Source organism: Aliisedimentitalea sp. MJ-SS2 (genome assembly GCF_032586155.1).
GTDB lineage: Bacteria > Pseudomonadota > Alphaproteobacteria > Rhodobacterales > Rhodobacteraceae > JAWHTC01.
Genome location: NZ_JAWHTC010000005.1, coordinates 183,271 through 207,500, shown reverse-complemented (window position 1 = coordinate 207,500; position 24,230 = coordinate 183,271). Strand labels below are relative to the sequence as shown.

General features: G+C 61.5%; 24 protein-coding genes and 1 pseudogene. 12 read left to right on the top strand and 13 right to left on the bottom strand.

Annotated features, from left to right (window positions below; translation table 11 throughout):
• Nucleotides 1-164 precede the first annotated feature (164 nt).
• The 4 genes from msrQ to RXV86_RS18635 all read right to left on the bottom strand — a co-directional run bounded on the left by msrQ (nt 165) and on the right by RXV86_RS18635 (nt 4,345).
• The gene (gene msrQ / locus RXV86_RS18650) at nt 165-755 is read right to left on the bottom strand and encodes a protein-methionine-sulfoxide reductase heme-binding subunit MsrQ (RefSeq protein WP_316301894.1); all 591 of its coding nucleotides are present in this window, start codon (nt 753-755) and stop codon (nt 165-167) included.
• A 22-nt stretch (nt 756-777) separates the two neighbouring features.
• Complete coding sequence (locus tag RXV86_RS18645) at nt 778-993, bottom strand: GDCCVxC domain-containing (seleno)protein (RefSeq protein WP_316301892.1); 216 nt, start codon at nt 991-993, stop codon at nt 778-780.
• Nucleotides 990-1,892 (bottom strand): protein-methionine-sulfoxide reductase catalytic subunit MsrP, encoded by a 903-nt coding sequence (msrP, locus tag RXV86_RS18640; protein ID WP_316302299.1) that lies wholly within the window; start codon nt 1,890-1,892, stop codon nt 990-992. Before msrP ends, RXV86_RS18645 begins: the two co-directional genes overlap by 4 nt.
• Nucleotides 1,893-2,317: 425 nt before the next feature.
• The gene (locus RXV86_RS18635) at nt 2,318-4,345 is read right to left on the bottom strand and encodes an NADPH-dependent 2,4-dienoyl-CoA reductase (RefSeq protein ID WP_316301890.1); all 2,028 of its coding nucleotides are present in this window, start codon (nt 4,343-4,345) and stop codon (nt 2,318-2,320) included.
• A 106-nt stretch (nt 4,346-4,451) separates the two neighbouring features.
• On the opposite strand from RXV86_RS18635, the gene RXV86_RS18630 reads away from it, so the two are divergent.
• Nucleotides 4,452-4,850 carry a VOC family protein gene (locus tag RXV86_RS18630; protein ID WP_316301889.1) on the top strand — a complete coding sequence of 133 codons (399 nt, stop codon included), beginning with the start codon at nt 4,452-4,454 and terminating at the stop codon, nt 4,848-4,850.
• 11 nt (nt 4,851-4,861) lie between these two features.
• On the opposite strand, the gene RXV86_RS18625 is transcribed toward RXV86_RS18630, so the two are convergent.
• Nucleotides 4,862-6,106, bottom strand: a complete 1,245-nt coding sequence (locus RXV86_RS18625; protein WP_316301888.1) for an MFS transporter — start codon at nt 6,104-6,106, stop codon at nt 4,862-4,864.
• Nucleotides 6,107-6,358: 252 nt separating this feature from the next.
• On the opposite strand from RXV86_RS18625, the gene RXV86_RS18620 reads away from it, so the two are divergent.
• Nucleotides 6,359-6,907 (top strand): hypothetical protein, encoded by a 549-nt coding sequence (locus RXV86_RS18620; protein WP_316301886.1) that lies wholly within the window; start codon nt 6,359-6,361, stop codon nt 6,905-6,907.
• A gap of 177 nt (nt 6,908-7,084) precedes the next feature.
• On the opposite strand, the pseudogene arsH reads toward RXV86_RS18620, so the two are convergent.
• The 3 genes and pseudogenes from arsH to RXV86_RS18605 form a co-directional block, all read right to left on the bottom strand.
• A pseudogene (gene arsH, locus RXV86_RS18615) lies at nt 7,085-7,777 on the bottom strand (arsenical resistance protein ArsH); the annotation flags it as partial.
• Entirely contained in the window at nt 7,770-8,120 is a 351-nt protein-coding gene (locus RXV86_RS18610; RefSeq protein ID WP_316301883.1) for a metalloregulator ArsR/SmtB family transcription factor, read from the bottom strand. The pseudogene arsH and the gene RXV86_RS18610, both read right to left, overlap by 8 nt.
• A gap of 261 nt (nt 8,121-8,381) precedes the next feature.
• A complete protein-coding gene (locus RXV86_RS18605) occupies nt 8,382-8,675 on the bottom strand; it encodes a hypothetical protein (protein WP_316301882.1) in 294 nt (97 codons plus the stop codon).
• Nucleotides 8,676-8,784: 109 nt separating this feature from the next.
• Between RXV86_RS18605 and RXV86_RS18600 the strand changes: the two genes are divergently transcribed.
• On the top strand, nt 8,785-9,501 hold the full coding sequence (locus RXV86_RS18600) for a hypothetical protein (protein ID WP_316301879.1): 717 nt from the start codon (nt 8,785-8,787) through the stop codon (nt 9,499-9,501).
• A gap of 101 nt (nt 9,502-9,602) precedes the next feature.
• Here the strand turns inward: RXV86_RS18600 and RXV86_RS18595 are convergent, their stop codons facing one another.
• The 4 genes from RXV86_RS18595 to RXV86_RS18580 all read right to left on the bottom strand — a co-directional run bounded on the left by RXV86_RS18595 (nt 9,603) and on the right by RXV86_RS18580 (nt 13,277).
• Complete coding sequence (locus RXV86_RS18595; protein ID WP_316301878.1) at nt 9,603-9,983, bottom strand: hypothetical protein; 381 nt, start codon at nt 9,981-9,983, stop codon at nt 9,603-9,605.
• A gap of 52 nt (nt 9,984-10,035) precedes the next feature.
• Nucleotides 10,036-10,806, bottom strand: coding sequence for a DUF6478 family protein (locus tag RXV86_RS18590; protein WP_316301876.1), 771 nt, complete (start codon nt 10,804-10,806; stop codon nt 10,036-10,038).
• 144 nt (nt 10,807-10,950) lie between these two features.
• The gene (locus RXV86_RS18585; RefSeq protein WP_316301874.1) at nt 10,951-11,733 is read right to left on the bottom strand and encodes a hypothetical protein; all 783 of its coding nucleotides are present in this window, start codon (nt 11,731-11,733) and stop codon (nt 10,951-10,953) included.
• Between the two features lie 254 nt (nt 11,734-11,987).
• The gene (locus RXV86_RS18580) at nt 11,988-13,277 is read right to left on the bottom strand and encodes a Gfo/Idh/MocA family oxidoreductase (RefSeq protein WP_316301873.1); all 1,290 of its coding nucleotides are present in this window, start codon (nt 13,275-13,277) and stop codon (nt 11,988-11,990) included.
• Nucleotides 13,278-13,389: 112 nt separating this feature from the next.
• On the opposite strand from RXV86_RS18580, the gene RXV86_RS18575 reads away from it, so the two are divergent.
• From RXV86_RS18575 to RXV86_RS18540, 8 genes are all read left to right on the top strand, one after another.
• A complete protein-coding gene (locus tag RXV86_RS18575; protein ID WP_316301871.1) occupies nt 13,390-14,277 on the top strand; it encodes a CPBP family intramembrane glutamic endopeptidase in 888 nt (295 codons plus the stop codon).
• Nucleotides 14,274-15,176, top strand: coding sequence for a CPBP family intramembrane glutamic endopeptidase (locus RXV86_RS18570; RefSeq protein ID WP_316301869.1), 903 nt, complete (start codon nt 14,274-14,276; stop codon nt 15,174-15,176). Before RXV86_RS18575 ends, RXV86_RS18570 begins: the two co-directional genes overlap by 4 nt.
• An 81-nt stretch (nt 15,177-15,257) precedes the next feature.
• Entirely contained in the window at nt 15,258-16,793 is a 1,536-nt protein-coding gene (locus RXV86_RS18565) for an AMP-binding protein (protein ID WP_316301868.1), read from the top strand.
• Between the two features lie 157 nt (nt 16,794-16,950).
• Nucleotides 16,951-17,910 carry an acetyl-CoA carboxylase, carboxyltransferase subunit beta gene (accD, locus tag RXV86_RS18560; protein ID WP_316302298.1) on the top strand — a complete coding sequence of 320 codons (960 nt, stop codon included), beginning with the start codon at nt 16,951-16,953 and terminating at the stop codon, nt 17,908-17,910.
• Nucleotides 17,907-19,178, top strand: a complete 1,272-nt coding sequence (locus RXV86_RS18555) for a folylpolyglutamate synthase/dihydrofolate synthase family protein (protein ID WP_316301866.1) — start codon at nt 17,907-17,909, stop codon at nt 19,176-19,178. Before accD ends, RXV86_RS18555 begins: the two co-directional genes overlap by 4 nt.
• Nucleotides 19,179-19,625: 447 nt before the next feature.
• Nucleotides 19,626-20,276, top strand: coding sequence for a rhodanese-like domain-containing protein (locus RXV86_RS18550; RefSeq protein WP_316301865.1), 651 nt, complete (start codon nt 19,626-19,628; stop codon nt 20,274-20,276).
• A gap of 19 nt (nt 20,277-20,295) precedes the next feature.
• Entirely contained in the window at nt 20,296-21,207 is a 912-nt protein-coding gene (locus tag RXV86_RS18545) for a LysM peptidoglycan-binding domain-containing protein (protein ID WP_316301864.1), read from the top strand.
• 229 nt (nt 21,208-21,436) lie between these two features.
• On the top strand, nt 21,437-21,949 hold the full coding sequence (locus RXV86_RS18540; RefSeq protein WP_316301861.1) for a hypothetical protein: 513 nt from the start codon (nt 21,437-21,439) through the stop codon (nt 21,947-21,949).
• A 133-nt stretch (nt 21,950-22,082) separates the two neighbouring features.
• Here RXV86_RS18540 and zapE read toward each other — a convergent pair whose 3' ends face one another.
• Nucleotides 22,083-23,153, bottom strand: a complete 1,071-nt coding sequence (zapE, locus tag RXV86_RS18535; RefSeq protein WP_316301860.1) for a cell division protein ZapE — start codon at nt 23,151-23,153, stop codon at nt 22,083-22,085.
• A 147-nt stretch (nt 23,154-23,300) separates the two neighbouring features.
• Here zapE and RXV86_RS18530 point away from each other — a divergent pair, with 147 nt between their 5' ends.
• Nucleotides 23,301-24,059: a leucine-rich repeat domain-containing protein gene (locus tag RXV86_RS18530; protein WP_316301857.1), complete on the top strand. Its 759-nt coding sequence runs from the start codon at nt 23,301-23,303 to the stop codon at nt 24,057-24,059.
• Nucleotides 24,060-24,230 lie beyond the last annotated feature (171 nt).

The window sequence follows — 24,230 nt, the reverse complement described above, 5'->3', positions numbered from 1 at the left end:
TGCATTTTTTCCGGAATTTCTGGTGGGAAGGGGTGAATCGGACCTGAATCACTGCGACTCGTCGGTGAATCGGAAGAAGAATTCGGCTGATTTGCTGGACTGTGGAGTGAATCGATACGGATTTTGCCCGGGTCACCCGCGATTCACCCTGGTGGGATGGATGTTCAACCCACCATTCGCGCCCGCTGCCGAAACCTTGGCTTCACTCGCAGAGCCAACAACGCCACAACCACCCCCAGATAGGCCAGCGCCTCGATCTCCCAGACTTTGCCGATCATCACGAAATGCACCGCTCCCAGAACCGCCGCTATATAGGTGAGTCGGTGCAATCGCTTCCACGCTCCTGCCCCCATCTTGCGAACGGACCAGTTGTTCGACGTCACCGCCAGCGGCACCAAGGCCACAAACCCCGCCATGCCGACCGTTATGTACGGACGTTTCACGATATCGCCCCAGATCTCAGACAGCAGAAAAACATCCAGCAGCAGCCAGACCAGCAGATGGACACATATATACAGAAACGCCGTCAGACCGATTGCCCGGCGAAACTTGACCAGGTTCACCCGCGCCAGTCTCATCAGCGGCGTGATCGTCAGCCCGGCAATGATCAACTTCAACCCCATCTCGCCCAGCTCGCGCTCCAACGCATTGATCGGCTCGGGGCCCAGGCCGCCGGTTTCCCCCAACCAGAACAGCCAGGCGATATGGGCAAACCCGGCGGCATAGATAAGCCACGTGGGAATGTGCCGCGTCATTTGATTCACCCAAGCCGCCATGTCACCCACCACAGCAATCATCACCCGCCTGGATCGGCGGGCATGGCACCGTGCCGTAGGAACAGAACACACAACAGTCACCAGGCTTGGGCTTCAACACCGCTCCACATGCCGTGCATTCATAAAACCACTGGCAGGCATCGGTCGGCATTTCACAGCTTTCAACATGCCCGCACGCGGGGCAGGTCAGAACAGAGGTGAGGATAATGTCACTCAATAGAAGGTCTCCAAGTCCATCCCATCATAGAGCGAGGCTACCTCTTTCTCATAGCCATTGAACATCAGCGTCCGTTTTTTGGCCGCGAACAACCCGCCCCCGATCACCCGCTCGCGCGCCTGAGACCAGCGGGGGTGATCAACCTCGGGGTTCACATTGGCATAGAAACCGTATTCGCCCGGCTGCAACATGTTCCACGTGGTCTGCGGCTGGGTGTCGGTCAGGGTGATCTTCACGATCGACTTGATCGATTTGAAGCCATATTTCCACGGCACCACCAACCGGATTGGCGCCCCGTTCTGCCGCGGCATCGGTTTGCCATAGAGCCCGGTCGCCATCAGGGCCAGCGGATGCATCGCCTCGTCCAGACGCAACCCCTCACGATAGGGCCACTCTATCCCTCCCCCCTTCTGTCCCGGCATTTCCGCCGGGCGGTGCAGGGTTTCAAACGCCACGTATTTCGCGCCCTCCCTGACGCCCGCGAAATTCAGCAGGTCGGCCAGTTCGAAGCCGTTCCACGGCACCACCATCGACCAGGCCTCGACACAGCGAAAGCGATAGATGCGTTCCTCTATGGTCATCTCGGCCAGGATCTCATTCAGATCATATGTGCCCGGCCGCTCGACCAACCCGTCGATTTCGATGCTCCAGGGTTCAATGGTCAGCCCACCGGCATGTTTTGCCGGATCATCCTTGTTCCAGCCGAACTCGTAGAAATTATTGTAACTGGTAATGTCTTCATAACTGTTGGGCTCAAGCGCCTCGGCTCGCGCACGTCCGGCTCCGATCAGGCCCAACCCGGCGGCCCCCGCCCCCATCATCACCGCCCGGCGGTTCAGCCAGAGCGGCTCGGGCGTGATGTCGTCTCGGGTTAGATCGGGCGTCCAGCGGTAGGCCATGCATATCTCCTTCATGCGTTTGACCCTCAGGTAGCGTGGCGATTGCGTTCTGCCAAACAACATCGCCTCACGTTACCGTTGATGGATTGTAACACTTTCGAGGTGTTGCGCTGCGCGGTGCCCGTCGCGAGGGGCCGCGCATCGCTCGGCGAGGCGGAACGCGCGGCCTGCGATCAACTTGCTGCGCAATCGTGCTTTGCTGCCGCTCGAGTGAGTACTTCTTCCAACAACGAACCTGGGCCCTAAGCTCTGTCTTGGTAATAAACTCGGATCGCGCATACACAGTTTCGAAGCACCGGTTCAAAGGCACGTCCCCCCATTGCCGCCCGATGGCGCCGGGGTGGGCACTCCCGGCGCTTGTACACAAGCACCTGACGTCAATGGGGCGGGAGACGCCTGAGGGCGGCAATTCTCCCGCTATCTTGTCAGAGCGACGCGCCCAGCCGCACACCCTGCTCAATCGCGCGTTTGGCGTCCAACTCGCCGGCCACATCGGCACCCCCGATCACGTGGGGTGTGACCCCTTGGGCAATCAGCGCATCCGCCAAGCTGCGTTCGCTGATCTGCCCGGCGCAAAGCACAACGGTATCACAGTCGATCACCTGCGGGTTCTCGCGTGCCTCACCAAAGCTGATATGCAGACCCGCATCGTCGATCTTTTCGTAGTTCACCCCGCCGATCATCTCGACGCCCTTCATCTTGAGCGCAGCACGGTGGATCCAGCCGGTCGTCTTACCCAACCCCTTGCCCAACGCCTTGGCCTTGCGCTGCATCAGCGTGACCTGGCGCGCGGCTGCATGCGGTTGCGGACCATCGACGGCCAGACCGCCGGGCGTGACCGATGGATCACCCACCCCCCATTCCTCGCGCCACAAATCGATGTTCTCGGTTGGGCTGTCACCGGCATGAACCAGGAATTCCGACACATCGAACCCGATTCCGCCCGCACCGATCACGGCAACTTTGTCACCGGCCTCGGCCCCATCGCGCAGCAGCTCAATATAGGAGAGAACATTTTTACGATCCTGCCCGTCGATGCCCGGATCGCGCGGCGTCACACCGGTGGCAACCACCACCTCATCGAAACCAGCCAGATCATCGGCGGCCGCTTCCGTACGCAACTTCAGCTCGACCCCGTATTTGTCGATCATGGTCTCGAACCACTCGACCAGACCAAAAAACTCTTCCTTGCCGGGAATCTTCTTGGCCATGTTGAGCTGCCCGCCGATCTCGCCCGCCTTGTCGAACAACGTCACTCTGTGCCCACGTTCGGCCGCGGTCATCGCCGCCGACAGGCCCGCCGGGCCTGCGCCAACAACGGCCACCGATTTGGGTGCCTCGGTCGGCGACACCACGATCTCGGTCTCGAAACAGGCCTCGGGGTTGACCAGGCAGGACGAAATCTTGCCGCTGAACGTGTGATCCAGACAGGCCTGGTTACACCCGATACAAGGCGCGATTTCCTGCGGGCGGCCTTCCTCGGCCTTCAACACGAATTCCGGATCGGCCAGGAAGGGGCGCGCCATGCTGACCATGTCGGCACAGCCCTCGGCCAGCACGCTTTCGGCCACTTCCGGCGTGTTGATCCGGTTCGAGGTGATCACAGGGATGCCCACCTTGCCCATCAGCTTCTGCGTCACCCAGGCAAAGGCGCGGCGCGGCACGCTGGTGGCAATGGTCGGAACACGGGCTTCATGCCAGCCGATGCCGGTATTGATGATGGACGCACCCGCCTTCTCGATTTCCTGCGCCAGTTGCACCACTTCTTCATGGGTCGAGCCATTGGGAATAAGGTCGATCATCGACAGGCGGTAAATGATGATGAAATCCTCGCCCACCGCCGCGCGAACCCGCTTCATGATCTCGATCGGCAGACGCATCCGGTTCTCATAAGAGCCGCCCCAGCGGTCGGTGCGCTTGTTCACATGGGTCACAAGGAACTGATTGATGAAATACCCTTCCGAGCCCATCACCTCGACACCGTCGTACCCAGCCTCCTTGGCGCGCACGGCTGCCGTGGCGAAATCGGCGATCTGCTTCTCGATCCCCTCCTCATCCAGTTCCTTCGGCGGGAAGGGTGAAATCGGCGACTTCACCGGGCTGGCCGACACACATTCCGGCCCATAGGCATAGCGTCCCGCGTGCAGGATCTGCATCGCGATCTTGCCACCCTCGGCGTGGACCCGGTCGGTGACCATCTTGTGATTGGCAATGTCCTCGGGCGTATAAAGACCCGACGCCCCGGGAAACACACCGCCTTCATTGTTGGGCGCCATCCCACCGGTCACGATCAGTGCCGCGCCACCCTTGGCGCGGGCCGCATAATACTCGGCCACCCGGCCCCAATCGCCGCGCTCTTCCAGACCCGTATGCATCGAGCCCATCAACACACGGTTCTTCAACGTAGTGTGGCCCAGGTCGAGAGGTTCAAGCAGGTTGGGATACATGGTCATGGCGGGTCTCCTTTGATTGGACCGAGTCTTGCCCTTGGAACTGGACCTTGTCACCCCGATACGCGGCGTCAATAGTTTGCCACGTAACGCTGGGTAAGAGGGTCATATGGTAACACAGGGCATCAACCACACCGGTCTATCGGTGCGCAATCTTGACGATACGGTACGGTTCTTCTGCGATATTCTGGGCTGGGTGGAAACGGGCCGCGACGACACCTACCCGCGCAGCGCGGTTTCCGACGGAACCAGCCGCCTGACGCTTTGGCAGGTCTCCGATGACCGCGATCCTGTCGATTTCGACCGCCACCACAATATCGGGTTGCACCACATGGCCATCGAAGTGCCAGACGAGGCGACGCTGACCGCGCTGACCGCCAAGGTCGCCGCGCATCCAGGAGTAAAGATCGAGTTCATGCCCGAACCCATGGGAGACGGCCCACGTCAACACATGATGTTTTCCGAGCCAGGCGGCATCCGGCTGGAGCTGGTCTGGCCCAGCACCTGAGCCGCCGTGGATCAAAAAGAAACGCGGCCCTGATACACCGGCGCGGCGGATGTATCCGGCAGGCGTTTCGGCAACAGGAAAACCGCCAAAAGGATGGCCGCTGCCGACCACGCAAGGATGTAAAACAACACATCGAAGCCCCAGTTGTGATGCACCCATGCGATAAGGGGCACAACCGTCGCCCAGACGCCGAAACTGATGATATAGCGCGTACCATAGATCATGGCGCGCAACTCGGACTTGGCCATACGCCCGATCATGTAATCATTGATCGGGATCTGGCCGAACGCCCCCAGCATAAAGGCCAACGCCACGAAAACCGCGGCCCAATCCGTCAGGCCCGGCATCAGGGAAAAGAAAACCAGCTGAATCGTGGCAACCACAGCAAAGACGCTGCGCGGACCGTGCCGATCAAGCTGCCGGCCCACGACGATCTGGGCCATCGAGGCAACTGCAAAGACCATGAACGCCATCCACCCCACCAGCGTCGCCGACCCGGCAATACCCTGAAGGCGCTCTTCGAATACCTTGGGCAGTGAGAATGTCGTGCCCTGGAAAATGATGCTCGACACAGCGGTGGTGAAAAAGATGATTGCCGACACCCGGATCAGCATTGCGTGGCGCTCGGCACTGCTCAGCGATCCAGCGCTGCCCGCAACTGTCGGGGCCAGTGACGCCGATGCCGCGTTTTTCATGCGGATGCGATCACCGAACGTAAAAAGATAAGCCACGCCCACCAGAACCGAGAAACCCCCGGGCACCCAGAACGCCGCGCGCCACCCGGCCACGTCAATCAGAACACCGGTCAGCAGCGCCGCACAACCCACGCCCATGTTGCCCCAAACCCCGTTAACGGCGATGTCCATGCCCATGGAGTCACCGCCACGGGCGATCATCGCCAACCCGACCGGGTGATAGATGGCGGCAAACATCCCAACCACGAAAAGGCCAAGTGCCATCTGCACCGGTGTTTGCGCCGCCGAAGTCAGCACCGATGCCAGCCCGATGCCAATGAAGAAAATCGCCATCATGCCCTCGCGGCTCCACCGGTCGGCCAACCAGCCCGCGGGCAGGGAAAACACGCCAAAGGCAATCAGCCCCGGCGTTGCGTAAGGGATCAGCCGGGCATATTCCATCCCCCATTCCCGCGCCAGGACCAGAGCCACCACGGTTGCGAAGATCAGGGTAAACAAGTGGTCCAGGAAATGGCCGATATTGAGAAACAGGAAATGCCTGCGGTCTTTCATTCCGGTCATGTGCGCGGCCTTCGTCCAGTGGTCTTGTCTCCGCCAATAGACCACGACCGGCTACAGTTTCATATAGATCGTCTGGTGCCAGCCCTCCCGCCCACTGCGGTGCGCCTGACGGCGCATCCTCGCTGGTTGGGCCTGGCGCGCCGCGCGCGCGGCGCGAGCCGCCCGCCTTGCGTTTCAGGTCAATTCCGGGTTCGGTACGATTAGACGCCCGGGTCAGCCCACGCGCACCTGTTCGCCAAAGGAGAGCCCTGCATGAGCCAAAGCATCCTCGATACGCTGGTGGAAAACGCCCGCAAAGCGGCAACTTCGGATCAGCCCACCCCGGCCATTCGCCAGGTTCTGCGGGACAGCCTTGCCGACCGCGACACCGTTGCCGATGCCATTGCAGCGACTGAGGAAGACGAGGTCCTGCTGTTCGAAGACGATACCTGCTCGATCTGGTCCTGCCGCTATGACGCGAATGTCGTCTTTGCCCCACATGAACATTGCGTGCCCGTGCATATCGCCGTCTATCGCGGTGCCGAGGTCCAGGTGCTCTACCACCGTGACTCGAACCGGTTGCGCCACGCCGCCAACAAAACCGTCCCGGCGGGCGAAATCATTAGCCTTGGTGCCGATGCCGTACATGCCATCACTGCCGAAGGGCCCGGACATAGCCATGCCATCCACATCTACCAGGGTCCTCTGACCCGGATCGAACGCTCGCTGTTCGACTGGACCAGCGGGCGCGAGATCGCCTTTACCATCGAGAATTTCCACGCCCTTCAGAGACGGAAATCCGAGATGGAGGAATTCCGCTGACCGCGCGTTCAGCCATTCATCTTAACAGCAACCCGTCCTGGCGGTTTCAGGCCCGGATACCGCTTGCGGTCCGCAACATCCCGCAGATTTGGCTGTCTGTTCGATAACGCCGGTTGCGACGGCTTCTGCAACGGCCTGCTTCGCGGGCGCAACCTCCTGTCCCGCCCGCGTGGAATTCACCCGTGCGATCAACGCCGCACCGCTTTCCTTGCGCTCTGAATACCGATCCACCAGGTGGTCCGACACACCCCGCGTCAGCAGGGTGAATTTCACCAGCTCCTCCATCACATCAACGATCCGGTCATAGTAGCCGGACGGTTTCATCCGGTCATGGTCGTCGAATTCGAGGAAGGCCTTGGCCACCGAGGACTGGTTCGGGATGGTAATCATCCGCATCCAGCGCCCCAGGATACGCATCTGGTTCACCGCATTGAAACTCTGCGAGCCGCCCTCGACCTGCATCACCGCCAGCGTCTTTCCTTGCGTAGGCCGCACAGCGCCCAGCGACAGGGGAATCCAGTCTATCTGCGTCTTCATCACCCCGGTCATCGCCCCGTGCCGTTCGGGCGAGCACCACACCATGCCCTCAGACCAGGTTACCGCCTCGTGCAGCTCTTTCACCTTGGGATGATCCGCATTGCCCTCATCCACCAACGGCAGCTCATCCGCCGAGTAAACCCGTGTCTCCGCACCCAGCTTCTGCAGGATCCGCGCTGCCTCCTCATTGGCCAGCCGGCTGAACGAACGTTTCCTGAGCGACCCGTTCAGCAGCAGAATCCGCGGCGCATGTGTCGGTCGCGGGGCATCGAACAATGCCGCGGCGTCGCTGGCACGAAAATGGTCTTCGACAAGGTTCGGTGTGTCAGTCATCACATGTTCCTTCGCAATTGCAGGCAATGCTCTCGATCACCGGCGTACAGATCTCCGCCTGCCCGCCACAACAATCCTCAAGCAGAAAGGACAGCATGCCGCGCAAACCGTCCAGATCGACAAAATACCGGATCGACCGCCCCTCGCGCCGGTTGCGCACGATACCGGCGCGAAGCAACACCGCCAGGTTTGCCGACAGCGTGTTCTGCTTCACATCCAGCGCCCGGGCCAGATCCCCGGCCACCATCCCTTGCGCCCCGGCGCGCACAAGGTGACGAAACACCCGCAAGCGGGTCTCCTGCGACAGGGCGGTAAAGGCATCAAGGGCTCGAATCATATCCATATTTCATGAAATATAGAATTATGATATGATGGGCAAGCCCGAAGACCGCGAAATTCGGCAAAAGCCAGCTTCTCCTGAACGCCGCCTGGCAGAAAGAGCACGCATCTCTGTCTCTTTCTTGGCCCAAATACTCAAATTACCACACTTCAAACAACCGCCCCGCCAGCATTTTCAACCCCACCGCCGAGCGCAGCGAGGCCTCCGGGCGACGCGCAAAGCGCGGCGCAACCCGAAGCCAACCGGCGCGCGGTGTGCAACGCTTTAGCTGGAATTGTCGACAATCAACGGAGTCTCGAAATACTGGAACCTCGGCCGCGACCCGTACATCGCCTCGGCCATGTCACACCAGGCGTCATCATGCGCCGCCTTCGCGTCCGCGACACTCGGCCAAAGATAGACCCCGCCACCAGTCCGCGCCTCGCCATCGTACAGGTAATACTTGCGGACCAATGCTTCGTTGGCCGCCCATCGCGGCATCGTCTTCTCGTAAAGCGACACGACCTCGTCCCGTTCCATCCCCTCGGGCAGGTTAAATTTCACAATCTCGGTGATCATGGCCGGTTCCCTCTCGTTTTTGTTAGGTAATTCCTTGCACGCATCCCGTGTATCGAGCAACCTACCGCCGATTGCCACTTACCCACTTACAAGGACAACACCTCCATCGATGTTTTGGAAGTACCCTGTTTCCGATGAAATGCAGCATTGGATTGCCGATGGCTTCGTCTGGGCCGTCGAAGCTGGCCTGCTAACGGTGCAAACCCCCTTGGTCCTGCCCAACAAGACATTCTTTACTGCCCCTTCGGGAAGGAATGAGGCGACTGTGAAAGGCCTGATTGCCGATATCGCCCGTATTGTCGGGGTCAGCGACGCAAACATAGAGGTCGCCCAGATCGAGAAACTCCCCCCGGAATACCGCCACAATTACCAATCGCTTGGCGACACTGCAGGCACTTGGCAGGGTGACACCGAGCAAAGCCTGATTCGCTACGACGCCGAGCTGTTTGCCCGCCCGGTCACGATGATCGCCACCCTCGCCCACGAATTCATGCACGAAGTTCTGCATCTGCATGTAGATGGCAGCACGTTGCCCGGTGGGGCTGAAGCCGAAGAGCTCAGCACCGATCTTCATGTCATCACCAGTGGATTCGGTGTGATCCAGCTTGCCGGGGCCGAACAGATCGGTTGGCAGGGATACCTGTCACAGCCCTCACGCGCCCACGCGCTGGCACTATTCCTTCGCGTAACCGAAAGCGAGACGGCTGTCGCTCTGGAAAACCTCCCGCCTAGATCGGCAAAGTACCTGCGCCGCGCCATGAAGTTCCTCAAGGCCAATCCCGGCGATGTTCAGCGGATACAAGACAGTTTTCCCTCCCCGGCCTGACCGGTTCGCCCTCGCGTGGTAGTGCGAGACCAACCGCATAGCGCTGCCCGACAGGCGATTGCAGTATTCGATTTGCCGAAGTGACCGGACGAACGCCCGCCTCACATCGTCTCCAGGCAATGCCGCCGGAACGCCCGTTTCAGCATGTCCAGCTCGGCCCGGAGCAGATCCATCTCGGCCCGGACATCATCGCCCAGCGCCTCTCCGGCGATCAGCGTGAACGAGCCGATTTTCTCGCCGCTGACCTTGTCTGTGATCAGAAATGTCTGCACCCCATCGCAAATCGCGTATTTCGGCACCGTGACCCGCAGCACGTAACCGCCCTGCTGATCCGGGATCACCTCGACACCCTCGACCTCGGCATTGCCCAACGTCACGCCGATCCGGGGCAGATCGGCATGATCTTCCTCGCGATCCCGCCGCAGCAGCGCCTCCCAGACACCTTCCTTCATCTGCGTGGCACCGAGTGTCATATCACCCATGTCAGCCTCTCCCGTGTCGTCATCATCATCCGGTCCATCACAGTTGCGATCGTCACAGTTCAGCCCGCGGCCTGCGGCTGAACGTCAGGTCGCGCAACGTCACCTGGTTCATCTGCGGCCCTTCAAAGATCAGGTCCAGCCACATCTTCTCGACCCGCTTCTCGTTCAGTTTGGTGTAGGCGAGGTCGAACTCGACCATTACTTCTTCATCCCCCAGCGGCAGCTCGCGCACGATCTGTTCGGTGTTGGGTCCATGTTTGATGTTCAACCGCGCAAAAACCTCCAGCGGCTTTTCCATCTCAACGATCGTGTCCACCCGGACCAGGTGGCGTTTCTGCAAGCCGCGCACCGCGTCCTCCGGCAGGTCAACCACCAGCGACAGGAACGAGCCGTCAAAATTGAACACATCAAGCCTGAGCCCGAACGGTGCCAGATCAGCCTCGCGCATGTTACGCACCTGGCGCAGCGTTAGCTCGGATCTCTGGCAGTCGTGAAACAGCGTCACCTCGTGGCCCAGCATGCTCTTGTTTGCAACCGAGCTCATCCCCGGCACAGGCAAGGGTCCGCGCCACAGCTCCGGTCGCCAGTCCCAATCGGCATCGAACGGCTTCTGAAAGGCGGTCGACCCGATCATCGGCAGGGCCAGTCGGCTTTCCGCCACATGAATCAACCGGTTGAGATGCGCCCTGAGCCGCCGCGCCTTGGCCCGCTGCGCCCTGAGCTGCACCAAATCCGTCTCATCCGCGCCACGGGCGGCGCGCGACCAGCGCCTGAGCGAGGCCTGATACATCAGCTCTTTCAAAAGTCCGGTTCGTTTTGCCATCGACTTGCAGGCACCCGCATCGTTTTCGTCCCCAGTTCAGTTTTACCGGAAACAACCATAACGAAAAGCAAAGATTGTTCATGTTCGCGAAACAAATGGAGCAATGCAGCCCCACGGCGGCGTACCCACCCGTGGCAAACCCGATTACAGCTTGGAAAACAAGGCCCTCAGGCCGGTTTTCTTTTTCGCCGATTTTGTCTCGGCCTGTTTCGGCGTCTCGGTCGGGATCGCCGCCGCATCCTCCGAATAATCGCGGATCGGGCTGGCCTGCAGCAGGTTTTCGGCAAGTTGCAGGATCAGCCCCTTGCCCTGCCCCGCCGCCATGGCGCTGCCCTTGGGGGCATAAAGCGCAAGCCCCACCAGATAGCCATTGATCACCATCGCCCCGCGCCAGTGTTTGGGGTCTCCCTTGGGCAGGCCACCGTCCCCGCCCGCGTTCAGATGCACAAGAGTCAGGCCATCGCCATCCACCTTGTGTAGCGCCTTGGCCGGTGCCAAGACCGTGGCCATTGCCTCGGCGCTGGGCAGATCACGCCGGAACAGGCCCGGTTGCACCTGCACCGTCATCACCACTGGATCGGCCCCGGAGGCGCGTCCGCCCGGCAGGTTGCCACAGGCCGCGATCAGGGCAAACCCCCCGGCAAAGCCTGTCTTCATCGAGCCCGGATCAATGCAATACCCATGCGGGGCCTGCACCACGACCTTGCCGCTGGCAAGCTCGGCGGTCTTTGGCGGCGCCTTTACTAGCGCATTTTTCGACGAATTGCCCGCCTGAGCGGTCTTGTCCTCGGATTTGGCCGCAAGAAAACCAAGCGCGCCGGTGCCCTCGCCCATGCAACCCGCCAGCAGCAGGCTCAGCCCAAGCACCAGTACGCTTTGCTGGCCACCCCGCTGCGCACTCCGCATTGCCAAACCGACACCGATCATGAAACCTCCCAGGCACATACCGTGCAAATGGATACGCAATGCACCGGACTGGCACAAGCCAAAGCCAGCCGTTGCAAGCCAATTCGCCACGATGGATTTTTCAAAGTCACATCTACGCCGCAAAGCTGGACGGTGTGCGTCGACTGGTTATGGCCTGATGCGGACATAGAAGGGAAGCCGTGCGGTTCTTCTTGACCAATGTCCGCATCTAGCAGATTGAAATCACGTTCTAACAAACGCCTGAACGGACGCGCCTACCTTCGCAATGCCGCCCGATAGAGCGCGCTCACCTCATCCTCTGCCATTTCCACATCGGCAAAGCCCAGAGCCTCGCCCTCGGCCACATCACGGACCAACCGCACCCCATGCGCCAACCCGATCGGCAGGGCTTGGCGCGCCGCCTCAACCGGCATCAATCGTCCCCAGACCGTGAATCCACCCTCACCATCCAGCATCTCACCAGCCTTTAGCCGGCGCTTGGCCACTGCCACCACCGTGCCGCGCATCTCCCGCGCCTGCCCCGTGGCCTCGCCGCGCAGTGCTGCGCTCAATACCGAAATCGACAGCTCCAATCCGATCAGGTGAAACGGCTTGTACATCGCCGCGAACCGCCCCGTGTCATCGGTGGGCAGCCCGTATTGGGCGAAACAGGCCGCGGCATAGTCGTTCGGCGCCTCGAGCACCACGTAAACCCCCCAGCGCAGGTCGCGGAAAACGGGCCTGCCGTCGCGTTCGACGGACGAGACCACCTCGACCATGCCGCGCCCATCCAACTGCCCTCCCAGATCGCGCGGCCGGAGAACATGCGCAAGGTCATCCACACCGCAGGGCGGAAACCCGAGGCCCGCTGCAGGCACATCCAGCCCGCAGGCATTGGCAATCGCCGCCATCTCGATCGCGCTCTTGGTGCCATCAAGGAAAGAATTGAACATCTGCGGGTTCATCCCCGCCTGCGTCGCCTGCTCCGGCGTCAGCCCGTAGTGCGACCACACATCATCAGGCGTCACATTGTGATATGCGGGCAGGTATTTCGTACCCTTTCCCGCCACCACCACCCTGAACCCGGTCGCCCGCACCCAATCCACCATCTCGGCCACCAAGGCGGGCTGATCGCCATAGGCCATGGAATAGACAACCCCCGCAGCCCTGGCCCGCCGCGCCAGTTCCGGCCCGGCCAACACATCGGCCTCGACATTGACCATCACCACATGCTTGCCCGCATCAATCGCTGCCAGCGCATGGGCGATCCCCGCCCTTGGATTTCCGGTGGCCTCGATCACCACCTCGACATCGTCGCGCGCCGCCAGCACCGCGCCATCCTCTTCGAAACCAACGGCAGCAATCCGCGCGTCCGACCAGCCCACGGCCCGGCACGCATCGCGTGCCCGGTCCACATCCAGATCGGCAATCGCCGAAACCTCCAATCCGTCGATCGTCGGCACCTGGGCCAGAAACATCGACCCGAACTTGCCCGCCCCGATCAGCCCGGCCCGCACCGGCCTGCCTGCCTCGGCCCTTGCCCTGCACAATTCACTCAGGTTCATCGCAATTCCTCCCCTGGTCCCGCATGTGTTCACGGAACCAGCTTGCAACGATTTGCACAAGCCTTGCTCGCGCCCCTTCCGTGGCCCGTACCAACCCGCTATTCCTGCGCCCATGCGATATGCTGCCCATGACGTCCTGATCGAACCCGCCCGCCCCAGCGCCCAGCTGTGGCGGCTGGTGCTGGGCGCCGCACTGATCGTGGCCTGCTTCTTTGCCATGGGCTACAGCTATTTCAACATCCTGGCCGAGATCGTGACCGAGGATCACTGGCCCAGTCTCGCGGATGAAATCGACCACGGCTCGACGCCGCGTGGGATGATAGCGATCCTCGGCATCTTCGGCCTGCTGACCCTGTCGCTCCTGGTGGTGATCAACGTCCTGCATCAACGCCGACTGCGCAGCCTGTTCGGCCCACCGGCTAAGGCGGCACAGGATTTCACCCGGGTGATGGTGGCACTCTGCGCCCTTGGCACGCTGCTGTGGCTGTTGCCCGAGCCCGAGGCGATGACCCCGACCCCGGGCCTGCCGATCCTGCGCTGGCTGTCGCTCCTGCCGGTCAGCCTGATCCTGGTGATGCTTCAGATCAGCGCCGAGGAACTGGCCTTTCGCGGTTATCTGCAAAGCCAGCTCGCGGCACGGTTCAACCACCCTCTGGTCTGGATCACGCTGCCTGCCCTGATCTTCGGGATCCTGCACTACGACGTCGAAACCGCTGGTGCCAACGCCCCCGTCATGGCGCTCAGCGCTTTTGTCTTCGGTCTGGCCGCGGCCGATCTGACCGCCCGCTCCGGCACCCTTGGCCCGGCGCTTGCCCTGCATTTCGCCATCAATGTCAGCGCGCTGCTGATCACCGCGTCAATGGGCCGAAATTTCGGCCTGGCACTACAGATCTACCCCTTCACGCTCGACGATACCGTCGCGCGCGCCACCTGGCTGCCGTATGATTTCCTCATGCTGCTCTGTGCCTGGCTCGCCGCGCGCCTGGCCATCACCAGATGAGCCGCCCACACCGCTACGCCGCCCATGGCAGCTTCGTCGCCCCCGCCCTGGGCACCCCCGGCGCGCGCCCGGTGATCCTTGGCTTCATCATCGTCGAAAGCCTGTGGCGGTTGGGCCAGCAACTGCTTGGCCTCGTACTTGATCAGTACGACTCCGAATTTGCCGCCGCTGTGATGGCCGGCAATACCCCGGTCGGGCTTCTGATCAATCTCGGCTCTTTCGTGATCCTGACTGCTGCGCTCGCCCTGGTCCTGACCCGGGTGCATGGCCGCGGGTTACGATCGCTTCTCGGCCCTCTCGGCCCGCTCCGGTCCCAGGGATTGCGGGCATTGCTGGCTATCGCGGCGCTTTTTGCCGTAACTGAATTTGCCTTTACCGGTTTCCAACCCGGCCCCGAAGCCACCCTGCGACCGCTCGCGGACTGGCTTGCCATGCTGGGCCCTGCGCTATTGGTTCTGATGATCCAGACCAGTAGCGAAGAGCTCTTCTATCGCGGCTATTTACAACAACAGATCGCCGCCCTGATGCCCCACCCGGCGGCCTGGCTGATCCTCCCCAACATCGCCTTCGCGCTTGTCCATATCAGCCCCTACACCCCGTTGACCGACAACCTGGCCTACCTTGTCTGGGCTTTCTTCTTTGGACTTGCCGCGTCGGACCTGACGGCACGGGCGGGAAACCTTGGCCCGGCCCTGGCGCTGCACCTGGCCAACAACGCCTATGCCTTTTTGTTCTATGGCACACATCGCGGGCCGGATTCGGGCTTTGCCCTGGTGCTTTATCCTCCGCCCGACACGTCGGCACCGATGCACGCAACCCCCGCCGTCTTCACCCTGCCAACCGATCTTGTCCTGCTGGCGCTCACTTGGGGCGCGGCGCGCCTCGCCATCAGGCGCTGAGAACCGACGGGGCGTCGCGCTTGACAGGTCCGTCCGCCAATGCAGGCTTCCACAATCGCGCGCACAGATAGGGCAGACACCATGAGCATCAGTTTCGTCGGAGATTTCGACCTTCGTCTGCCCCATGACGCGTTTGAAACCCGCGCCGCCTGCGGTGCCGCTGCTCTGACCGAACTTGGCGCGGGCGCGGATGTGCCGGTCGCCATCATCATGCGCAACGATCTGGCCCAGCTTGAAATCATGCGTGCCGCCGCCTGGGCCGGAACCGTGCTGGTGGCTCTGAACTGGCATGCTGCGGCTGACGAAGTCGCAGCGATCTGCGACGACAGCGGCGCGCGGTTCGTGATCATTCACCGCGACCTGATCGAGGCCCTGCGCCCGGCTTTGCAGAACCGCTCCATCATCGCCGTCACTCCCGGCCCGGCGCTGTTAAACGCCTATGGCATCGATGATGCTGCCGCGACCGCTGATCCCGACAGCCCGGAATGGAACACCCTTGTCGAAACGCACGCGCCACTGACCACAAGTGCGAAGATGCGCCCGCTGATGCGCTATACCTCAGGCTCCACAGGCCGCCCCAAGGGCGTACGCCGCACCGGAGAGGGACCGCGCCCTGATTTCACCGATGTCCTGCGCCGTGTCGGCGCCGAGATGATGCAGTTCAAACCCGGCTCGCGATTCTTTACCGCCGCACCGATCTATCATTCCGCCCCCTCCACCCTGACCAGCGCCGCGCTGGTCTCGGACGGGGTTTCGACCCTTGTCGCTCCGAAATTTGACCCCGAAACCTTTCTCGCCACCATCGCGGCGGAAAGGATCACCCATATCTACCTCGTCCCGACGATGATGAGCCGCCTTCTGAAACTGCCGCCCGAGGTTCGCAACCGCCATGACCTGTCTTCGGTCGAATTCTGCGTTTCCACCGGCTCGCCCTGGCCGCACGACTTGAAGGTTGCGATGATCGACTGGTGGGGGCCGGTTTTCTGGGAAAGCTATGGCGCCGCCGAGATCGGCTTCATGACCATGGTCTCATCCGAAGAGGCCTTGGCCCGCCCCGGCACCGCCGGCCAGATGCAGATGGGCGGCACCGTGATGATCCTTGATTCGCACGGCGACGAATTGCCCATCGGCGAGGTTGGCGAAATCCATGCCCGGCTCGACGCCTTCGGCGCGTTCGACTACTCGAACGACCCCGACAGCCGCCGCGAGGCCGAAAAACACGGCCATGTCTCGGTTGGTGATCTGGGCTGGGTCGATGACGAGGGTTACCTCTTCATCACCGACCGCAAGAAAGACATGATCATCTCGGGCGGTGCCAACATCTTCCCGGCCGAGATCGAGGCGGTCCTGATCCACGCCCCCTTCATCCGCGACGTCGCCGTTTTCGGTGCGCCCGACCCCGAATTCGGCGAAACGATCGTCGCTGCTATCGAGCCGGCCGACGGCTGGACCCCCGATACGGGCGAGGTCATGGCCTATCTCGATGGCAGGCTCGCCCGGTTCAAACATCCGCGCATCATCGACTTTCACGAGGCTTTGCCACGCGAAGACAGCGGCAAGATCTTCAAACCGCGCCTGCGCGAACCCTATTGGAAGGGTGCCGGGCGCAAGGTCTGAAACATCCCTGCCGTCACGCCGCTTTGCCCCGCCCCGCAACGGCGCATCCGCACAGCCCAAACTTGCCCTAACGTCGCCTCCGTGATTGCATTTCCCTGCGCCCGGCACTATCTCTCGCCCCAACACAGTGCTGGTTTACGAAGAGGTCGAACCGCCGATGAACTGGATCACCAACTACGTCCGCCCGCGGATCAACTCGATCTTCTCGCGCCGTGACACGCCCGAGAACCTTTGGTCGAAATGCGATGCCTGCGGCACCATGCTGTTCCACCGTGAAATGGCCGAGAACCTCAACGTCTGCACTGAATGCGGCCACCACATGGGCATCACCCCGCGTGACCGTTTCACAGCGCTGTTTGACGGCGGCATATTCACCGAGGTCGAGGTCCCGGCCCCGGTCGACGACCCACTCAAGTTCCGCGATCAGAAAAAATACCCCGACCGGATGAAAGCCGCCCGCTCCAAGACCGGCGAGGCCGAGGCGATGCTTGTGGCGGAAGGCGAAATCGGCCGCACCCCGATCGTCGCCGCCTGTCAGGACTTTTCGTTCATGGGTGGCTCCATGGGCATGTATGTCGGCAACGCCATCATCGCCGCGGCCCAACGTGCGGTGAAGCTGAAACGCCCGTTGATCCTGTTCTCCGCTGCCGGTGGCGCGCGCATGCAAGAGGGCATTCTCAGCCTCATGCAGATGCCGCGCACCACCGTCGCCGTGCAGATGCTGAAAGAGGCCGGGCTGCCTTACATTGTCGTGCTGACCCACCCGACCACCGGCGGTGTCACGGCCTCCTACGCCATGCTCGGCGACGTGCAGATCGCCGAACCCAACGCGCTGATCTGTTTTGCCGGCCCCCGTGTGATCGAACAGACGCTGGGGGAAAAACTGCCCGAGGGCTTCCAGCGGGCCGAATACCTCTTGGATCACGGCATGCTTGACCGGGTCACGCCACGCCCGCAAATGCGCGAAGAGCTGATCACCATCACGCGCATGCTTCTGGGCCTGCCGCCCGCGATCAAGGGCGACCTGCCCGCACCCGATCCGGAGACGGAAGAGGCCGACGCGAGGCCGCCTGAAAAGGCAGAAGAGCAACCCGCCAAGGCCACGAAAACGAAATGACCGCCGGATCGGATGCCATCCTCGAGAGGATGATGGCGCTGCACCCAAAGATCATCGACCTGACGCTGGATCGTGTCTGGACACTGCTCGACGCTTTGGGAAATCCCCAGAACGACCTGCCCCCGGTGATCCACATCGCCGGGACCAACGGCAAGGGCTCCACTCTGTCGATGATCCGCGCCGGTCTTGAAGGGGTTGGCAGACGCGTTCACACCTACACCTCACCACACCTTGCACGTTTCCACGAACGGATCGTGCTGGCGGGTGAGTTGATCAGCGAACCCCACCTGACCGACGTGCTCGACGAATGCTACGATGCCAACAACGGCGCCTCGATCACCTATTTCGAGATCACGACCTGCGCCGCCCTTCTCGCCATGGCAAGGACACCTGCGGATTACACATTGCTCGAGGTCGGTCTTGGCGGACGGCTCGACGCCACCAATGTCATCGACAAACCCGCGCTGACCGTGATCACACCGGTCAGCTTCGATCATCCGCAATTCCTTGGCGATACCGTCACCGAAATCGCCTTTGAAAAGGCAGGTATCCTTAAGCCCGGCGTCACCGGCATCATCGCCCGGCAAGAGCCCGACGCCCGCGATGTGATCGAAACCCGGGCCGCAGAAATCGATGCCCCCCTGCTGATCCAGGGTCAGGACTGGGACGCCTACGAGGAACGCGAACGCCTGATCTACCAGGATGGCACCGGCCTCCTGGACCTGCCACCCCCCGCCCTGATGGGCGCGCATCAGTTCCAGAACGCAGGCACCGCCATCACTGCCCTGCGCCAGCTTGGTTTCGGCGAAGACGCGGCCGCGGCCGCCGCGACCAACGTCACCTGGCCCGCCCGGATGCAACGCCTGCGTCATGGCCCCCTGCTTGATGCGGCGCCTAAGGCCGAGTTCTGGCTCGATGGCGGCCACAATGCCGCCTGCGGCTTGACCCTTGCCGAAAGCCTCACCCGCCTGCCCGCCCGTGAAACCCACCTGATCTGTGGCATGATGAACACCAAAGACGTCTCGGGTTACCTAGCACCGCTGGTGCCCCACGCGGCCAGTCTCACCGGCGTCTCGATCCCTGGCGAAACCAACACCCTGCCGGGCGAAGACACCGCCCGCTTTGCCGCTGAGGCTGGCATCCCCTCGGGCATCGCTCCCGATGCTGCGACCGCCGTGCAGGCCATAATCGCCAAAAACCCAGAGGCCCGCATCCTGATCTGCGGCTCACTCTACCTGGCTGGGGCGATCCTGCGCGACCATGGCTAAATGTCCAAGGTTTCGTGACCGGCACCTCAAATCTGAGCTCCGTTCATCAGCTTTCCCCTAATGGGTCTCGTCCATTTCCGGCACACCCGAAACCATGCGTTAACGAGTAGCGGAAAGGGACCAAGCCTTGCCACGAATAACCACTGTCACCTGCCTTTGCGCCTTGTTGTTCCTCTATGGAACAGGCGTCATCGGTTGATCATTTCGTTCGCGTTTTCCAGTCGCTGGGCGAATCCCAACCCCGGCGATCTGCCCAGCGAAGATCAATTCTCCCCCGATTTGCGGAAAATAAGCCGAATCACTTCAACTACTTCCGGCTGATTCGCCCCTTCGCGAATCACTTGATGTTGACCGATTCGCGGTGATTCGCCTATATCTTGAGGCAGCAGTCATGGCGCGCCGGCCTGCCAGCCCACTAAGGCGCGCTTGGAGTATTGGGGGACAATCATGCGCAAACTGCGCCGTACGAGTATTTATCGGGTCATTCTCTGCAGCCTTGCCTTGGCCTTGCCAACCCTACCCGCCCTCGCGCAGGAGGTGAACATAACCCCTGACATGGCGTCGCACAGCATCAATCTGAATGGCGAACGGGTGGTGATCGAACGGATTCAGGATACCTCGCATCGCCTGAGCAACGATTTCACCAAGACCTCGCGCCCCTGCCCGCCCTTCTGCATCCACCCGATCTCGGCCGCCCCGGGCGTCGACACGATCGGCGAGATTGAAGTGATGGAATTTCTCGAGAATACCGTCGCCACGGGACAGGGCCTTCTGATCGACAGCCGGGTGCCGTCCTGGTACCAGAAAGGCACGATCCCCGGCGCGGTCAATGTGCCGTTCTCCACCCTCGAAGCCAGCAATCCCTATCGTGACGAGATTCTCAAGGCGCTTGGCGCGCGCCAGACCACCACCGGCTGGGATTTCTCGAATGCACTGGACCTGGCTATGTTCTGCAACGGTCCATGGTGCGATCAAAGTCCCCGGGCGATCCGCAACCTGACCCAGGCAGGTTATCCGGCGGAGAAGATCAAGTATTACCGCGGCGGCATGCAGCTCTGGCTGCTGCTCGGCCTCACCGTTCGCCACCCCATCAGTTGACCACGAAAGGAGACCACACATGCTCCGCATTCTGGCCATCACGGGTGGATTTCTGACCATCACTGCCGGGCTGTTGTATTTCCAGCCCGGCTCAACACCCAACGACCCATTGGCCAGGGCAATGGTGGCACCGCAACCGGCACCGGTGACACCGCAAACCGCCACAGCAATCATCCCGCGGGCGCAGGTATCGCGCGCCGGCACCGTGCTTGACCTGATCGGTACTACGCCAACCCCTATTTCGGCTCCGGTGCCGCGACCGGTCGCGCGACCCGCTGTTGCCACCCTGGTTCCAACCGCCGCACCCGCCACCGATGCCGACTCGCTGCAAAGCATCACCGCCGGCGTCCTGGCCGAACTGCGCGCCACACCTGCTGTCGCAAATGCCGCGCCTCCCCAGCCTGCAACCGGCTCGGGCGCGGAGTTCCGCTTGATGACCACGGGCGTCTTGGCCTCGCTCAACGCCGCCACCGGCGCGGCTCCATCCCGTGCGGCGGCGCCGCAGAAGCTTGAAAACCTGATTGTCCAGGCGTTGCGGCAGGGCCAATCGGACGCCTATATCGACGCACTTCTGAACGAAGCCGCCGCCACCGGTCAGGTCAAGGTTCCCAGCGCCCTTGTCACACCCGAAGGCCGGGTCGACACCGTCACCCTCCTGGCCACTCTGGTCGAAAAATCGCGTGGCCAATCGGGCGTCGACACCGCCACACTCGCCGCAGCCGCCGAAGGCGGCACTGCCGTCCGCCCGGCAAAACGCGTGTTGCAAGACCAGGTCTACGTGGTGCGACCCGGCGACAGCCTCGCCGCGATTTCCTATCGCTTTTACGGCGAAACCCTCCAGTACCGTCAGATTTTCGCCGCCAACCAGGAAAAGTTGACCAGTCCGGACAAGATCCGCATCGGTCAGCGCCTGAAAATCCCGGCTCTATAAGAATACCAGCAGGCAGGAATGATTGAGGGGCCGGTTCAACGGCCCCCTTTCATTTCTGGGGGGCGGTGCGACCCAACGCGGCTGGTGCCGAGAGCAGGATTTGGCGCAGAGCAGAGGTTGTAAAGAAGCGCGCCGAAGGCCCGCTTCGAGCCCTTAGCAACCTCGACAAACGCACATGAATGCGGTGGACTACTCAGAATGCTTGACCGCGAAAACAAGGACGCTTGACTTGAGCCGCATAGCCATTTTGGGAAACGCCGCTGGTGGAAAATCCACTCTTGCGAGGCACCTGTCCAAGACAAGAGGACTTCACCACATCGAGATTGATGACCTGTTTTGGCAACCCGATTGGTCGAAAACACCAACTGAGGTCTATGAACGTCTCCACGACGAAGAAATCAAGAAAGAGAATTGGGTGATCGACGGTGTTGGTGATTTCGCAACCATGATGAAGCGTGCCGATCGAGCGACCGACTTGATTTTATTAGATTTTCCAATTTGGATTCATTTTTGGCGCGCTGCGGAGCGGCAAATGGCTTGGGCAAACGGAACAATCGAAAACCCACCTGCTGGAGGTCAAGAGATGCCGCCGACAGACCGCCTATTTGAGATGATTTGGGAGATGGATCGTGATGGGATGCCCTTGCTCCGTACATTGTGCGATGAGCATGAAGAGCGCGGAAAAAACGTCATTCGCCTCAACTCGCTGGCGGAACTAGATACGTTCTTCCAAGCTGGTTGATTGCGAAACATCATCAAAACTACGGCTTGACTTAGTTGGTCGCTTTGTCCCGCTGAGCGGACACTTCAGGGATACGCATCGAAGACCCGCCCAAGGCCAAAAGACCTCGCTATATCACCAAACAATCCGCGCCTCAGTGCAGACCCCAATCCTCGCCCTGCATCTCACGCAGCCGCGATGCGGTTCGTTCGAACTCGAACGCCCCGTCGCCCTCAACATAGAGCATCTCTGGCTCCGCCGCCGCGCTGGCAATCAGGCGCACCTGCGCCTCGTAGAGCGCGTCGATCAGGATAACAAACCGCTTTGCCTCATTGAAATTGCTCCGCGACAGCTGCGGAACATCATCGAGCAGCAGCACCTTCGCCTCTTCGGCCAGCGCCAGATAATCCCCTGGCCCCAACATCCGTCCGCACAGCTCGTAAAACCCCGCCCGCGCCACGCCATTGTGAAAGCCGGGTATCTCCACCTCGCGCCCCTTGACGCGCAGGATCATCACCTCGCTCATTCCGCCGGTCAGGTCGTGCCAGATCGCATCCATCTGGTCCTTGGCCACCGCATCATTGGGCGCAAAGTAAACCGGGCTGCCCGCCAACCGGTCCTGCCGGTAATCCACCGGGCTGACCAGCTCATGCACCACCATTTCCTGGCTCAGCAAATCGATGAACGGCAGGAACAATTGCCGGTTCAGCCCGTCCTTGTAGAGCTCGCTCGGCACCCGGTTCGACGTGGTCACCACCGCCACGCCGGCCTCGAACAACGCCTCGAACAACCGCCCGACGATCATCGCGTCGGTGATATCGGTGATCTGCATCTCGTCAAACGCCAGGCAGCGCACGCTCTCGATCACGGACTGGGCCGCCGGTTTCAACGCATCTTCGACCCCAGCCTTGCGTGCCTCGTGCATTGCCTCGTGGATTTCCTGCATGAAGGCATGAAAATGCACCCGTCGTGCCGGGATATCCCCCAGGCAATCGACAAACAGGTCCATCAGCATCGACTTGCCACGCCCGACCCCGCCCCACAGGTACAGCCCCTTCACTGGTTCGTGTTTCGCCTTGCCGAACCAACCCTTCTTCTTCGCGGGCTGCATCAACTCTGCGCGCACCCGCTCCAGTTCGGGCAGCACCGCCTCCTGCGCCGGGTCAGGGGTCAGCGTCCCTTCGGCCACCCGGGCCCGGTATTCGGCTTCGATATCGCGCGTCATGGGATCAGCCCTACATCGCCTTTTCACGAAAAGGTAGCCCCCAACGCACACCACCCGACAATCCGCTCCGGTTGCGCCACCTCCTCAACCAAAGTAGCCTGCGTAGGCCGGGCTGAAGCCCGGCCATTTCATGAACAGTAGGGCCCCATGTCCGACGCCGCTAACGCCTATGCTTTCGCCCAACGCCTGATAGAGCAAGAGCGCCGCGAACAGACCGGTACGCTCGACCTTTGGCTTCGTGAAACCAGGGGCCTTGAAACCCTGCCGCCCGAAATCGCAGACCTCACCGTTCTGACTTCGCTTCACCTCGGGAACACGCAGATCACCGACCTTACCCCGATCGCAAATCTCACCGCCCTGACCGAGCTGAACCTCTGGGACACGCAAGTTGCGGATATTACACCCGTCGCTGGCCTGAAGACTCTGACCTCGCTGCACCTCATGGGAACGCAGGTCACGGACATTGAACCAGTCTCGAACCTCTCCGCGCTAACCTCACTGAACCTCCTGGGAACGCAGGTCGCGGATATTAGCCCTGTCGCGGGCCTCTCGGCCCTGGCCGCGCTGAACCTCTGTTATTCGCGGGTCACGGACATTTCCTCTATCGCGGGTCTCTCCAGCCTGACCTCGCTGAACCTCACAAAAACGCAGGTCGCCGACCTGCGCCCAATCCGCACCCTGTCCCGGTTGGGAACTGATGATGCCCCTTGGAACGACGGTCTCACCTTCGACAATTCCCTTCTCACGCGTCTCGATCCCGACCTCGCCCGCCTTGCGCAGATCGCAGACGAAACCGCCCGCGCCCGCAATACGCTGGCCTATCTCAATACCCTCGAAGACGCCGAATACGACGCCTTCCTTGCCCGGCGCATGGCGGCAGAAGGCATAGCCACCCCGCCAGAATAGTCCCTCGGTGATGGGATCCAGACCGTAACCAACCAGGCTCGCTTCCGGTCTGAAGATGAAACGCTGATGGCAAAGGTCGGCAGCAACCAGCAACAGACGGTGGATCGGATCATTGCCCGCGTCCGCCACGAGCAATCCCGCCACAACAACTGACCCATCCGCCCCGCTTTC